This is a genomic window from Sulfurovum sp., assembly GCF_041551015.1.
Classification (GTDB): Bacteria; Campylobacterota; Campylobacteria; order Campylobacterales; family Sulfurovaceae; genus Sulfurovum.
Genome location: NZ_JBFENQ010000188.1, coordinates 1 through 2667 on the forward strand (window position 1 = coordinate 1; position 2667 = coordinate 2667).

The 2667-nt window shown below is 37.3% G+C and carries 4 protein-coding genes; 3 read left to right on the forward strand and 1 reads right to left on the reverse strand.

The window, feature by feature from the left end:
- Positions 1–560 (reverse strand): Clp protease N-terminal domain-containing protein (locus ABZC96_RS09535; protein ID WP_373030734.1); only part of this gene is annotated, 560 nt, incomplete at its 3' end.
- Between the two features lie 159 nt (positions 561–719).
- On the opposite strand from ABZC96_RS09535, the gene ABZC96_RS09540 reads away from it, so the two are divergent.
- The 3 genes from ABZC96_RS09540 to ABZC96_RS09550 all read left to right on the forward strand — a co-directional run.
- On the forward strand, positions 720–1643 hold the full coding sequence (locus ABZC96_RS09540) for an AAA family ATPase (RefSeq protein ID WP_373030735.1): 924 nt from the start codon (positions 720–722) through the stop codon (positions 1641–1643).
- The gene (locus ABZC96_RS09545) at positions 1609–2478 is read left to right on the forward strand and encodes a DUF58 domain-containing protein (protein ID WP_373030736.1); all 870 of its coding nucleotides are present in this window, start codon (positions 1609–1611) and stop codon (positions 2476–2478) included. Before ABZC96_RS09540 ends, ABZC96_RS09545 begins: the two co-directional genes overlap by 35 nt.
- A partial coding sequence (locus tag ABZC96_RS09550; RefSeq protein ID WP_373030737.1) for a hypothetical protein occupies positions 2447–2667 on the forward strand: 221 nt, incomplete at its 3' end. The genes ABZC96_RS09545 and ABZC96_RS09550, both read left to right, overlap by 32 nt.

Here is a 2667-nt window from a genome sequence, read left to right on the forward strand (position 1 = left end):
ACTTCTTCATCACGCCCTATAACAGGATCTAATTTGCCATCCAGTGCTTTTTGGTTAAGATCATCAGCATATTGAGCTAGTGCTTCCAAAGTCTCATCACCTGATTGTGAGTCTATCTGTTTTCCACCGCGAATACTCTCTAAAGTCTTTTCAAATTCAGAAATATTAAGATATTTTGACATGGTATCACGGATAAAATTTTCCCTCACATTTGCCTTAAGCCATGCATCCACAGCAAGATACTGATCACCGTTTGCAGCCATCACACCTTCAGCATTTTGTAGTGTACGTACTAGATTTTGTGAAAGTTTAATGTTCTCTTTAGTTACAGAAGAAACTGTTGGTAATTTATTGGCAATACTTTTTGTTTCTAACTCAATGGCTGCCTTATCTACATTCATTTTATTAAGTGCCTGATGTAAGATAGAACCAGAATTGGTAAGTAGCGCCCACAACAAGTGTATAGGGTCAACTTCCTGATTTTTATTATGTAAAGCAAGTGAGACACCGGACTCAATGGTACCTTGCATTTGATTGGTTAATTTTTCTAAAATACTCATAGAATAACTCCTTATAATTGTTTAAAAGTAGATTATTATACAACTTTAGTCAACCTGTGTCAAGTTTCCTAAACAATATTAATAAGATATAAGAAATTTATTAAAATAAAATAGAAAATTTTCGAGTGTAATTTAAACAAGTTACGTTATTATATTTGTATGAATAATACAATTGCTTCAGAATTTACACCACTTATAGATGCTATAGAAACCTATTTGGTTGGAAAAAGAGAAACTATTGCTTTGTCTTTAGCCACATTTTTTGCAGGTGGACACTTACTTTTAGAAGATATCCCCGGTGTAGGTAAAACAACATTGGCAAAACATCTATCTCAAGTTTTAGGACTTGACTTTGGCCGTATACAGTTTACTTCTGACATGCTTCCCTCTGACATACTTGGGGTAAACTACTATAATCAAAAAGAAGGCTCTTTCATCTTTAAAAAAGGGCCTATCTTTACCTCTTTTCTTTTAGCGGATGAGATAAACCGTTCCATGCCTAAAACACAATCTGCTCTGCTTCAGGCTATGGAAGAAGGTGTCATAAGTATAGATGGAACACCATACACTCTACCTAAGCCATTCTTTGTCATAGGGACACAAAATCCACATGAGGAGGTTGGAACATTTCCTTTACCTACTTCACAGTTAGACCGTTTTATGTGTTCTTTTGGCATAGGCTACCCGGACAGAGTATCAGAAAGAGAGGTCCTCAAAGGTGAAACAGGACATAGTTCCACCGTCTCTACTACACTGCTTACAGCACAACAGATAGAAACATATATGAAACAGGCTTCTGAAGTCACACTTAGTGAAACACTGCTTGATTTTCTTCAAGAGATCATCGCATACACTAGAGAGAGCGGCATATTTGAATATGGACTTTCAACACGTGGTGCATTGTCTCTGACTGCTATGACAAAATCTTGGGCAATGCTACAAGGTCGTACCTATGCAACTGCTGATGATCTTCATGCAGTGACTTCTGTCGTCTGCTCACACCGTTTGAAATTTAGAGAAGGTACTACTACAGCAAAACGTATACATGATGAAATCTTTACGCACATTCGCTCAGATATATAGACGCATTGACCAACATGCAACACGTTACAGTGCTCTTGTTGTAGTATTGCTTTTTGGGCTATTTCTCGAAGCCTATATGCATGACTTCAACCTTGTATACATTACACTTTTTTTTGTATTTTCTCTTGCATTTACTGCTGGTCCTATAGGCATTTTAAACCTGGGGCATCTTGAAGCATCCTATGTGCGTTCAGGACGGTTATTTGCACATCAAGAGGGTAAAATCTCTATGCAGATAGACAATCATTCAACTACGACATCATGGTCTATAACGCTCCATCATGAAAAGACTTCTATAGGTCTGGATCAACTTAGAGGTGAAACATCAACTATTCTACAGCTTCCTGTTACTCCAGACAAGCGTGGAACGTTTATACATAAAGACTGCTATTTGGAAAGCAAGTACCCTCTTTCCACGGTTCGTCTGGTAATGAAGATAAACAAATCATATGAAGGTATTGTATATCCTGAACCTAAGGGTTTACCATTACGTTCCTTTTTACAGCAGGAAGAGACCTATTATGGAGAAGAAAAAGAGTTTGATGGATTGCGTGCCTATGACGGGTCACAAAAACTTTCCCATATCCACTGGGCATCTGTTGCAAAAGGAGATATATCAGTAAAGGTCTTTAGCAAAGAGACACAAACACCTAAACTGGTTTTTAACTTTTACAGTGCTGCTTCAGATGATGAGGCACGTTTGTCACAGCTCTGTTTATGGGTACTTGAGTGTGAAAAACAAAACCTTCCTTTTATGGTACAAATGCCTAACAAGCAATTAAATTCAGCAAAGGAGAGTATAGATGTTATCCTTGAAACTCTTGCAAAATATTAAACTTTCTCCTTTACGTCTTTTAGACATAGCGTATATCATCGTACTTTTGCCTCTAATGCTTGTGTTAAAAGTACCGATGTTAATATTTTCGTTCATGGTCGTGGCACTGCTTTTCTTTAAAAAAACACCTGCAGATAAATTCCTCATTGTTTTTGTCTTTCTCATGGGGATGTTGGCACTCTTCTTGTC

Excerpts from the sequence above, each read along its gene's own strand:
- ABZC96_RS09540 (WP_373030735.1), top strand. The coding sequence starts at position 720 with ATGAATAATACAATTGCTTCAGAATTTACACCACTTATAGATGCTATA.
- ABZC96_RS09545 (WP_373030736.1), top strand. The coding sequence starts at position 1,609 with ATGAAATCTTTACGCACATTCGCTCAGATATATAGACGCATTGACCAA.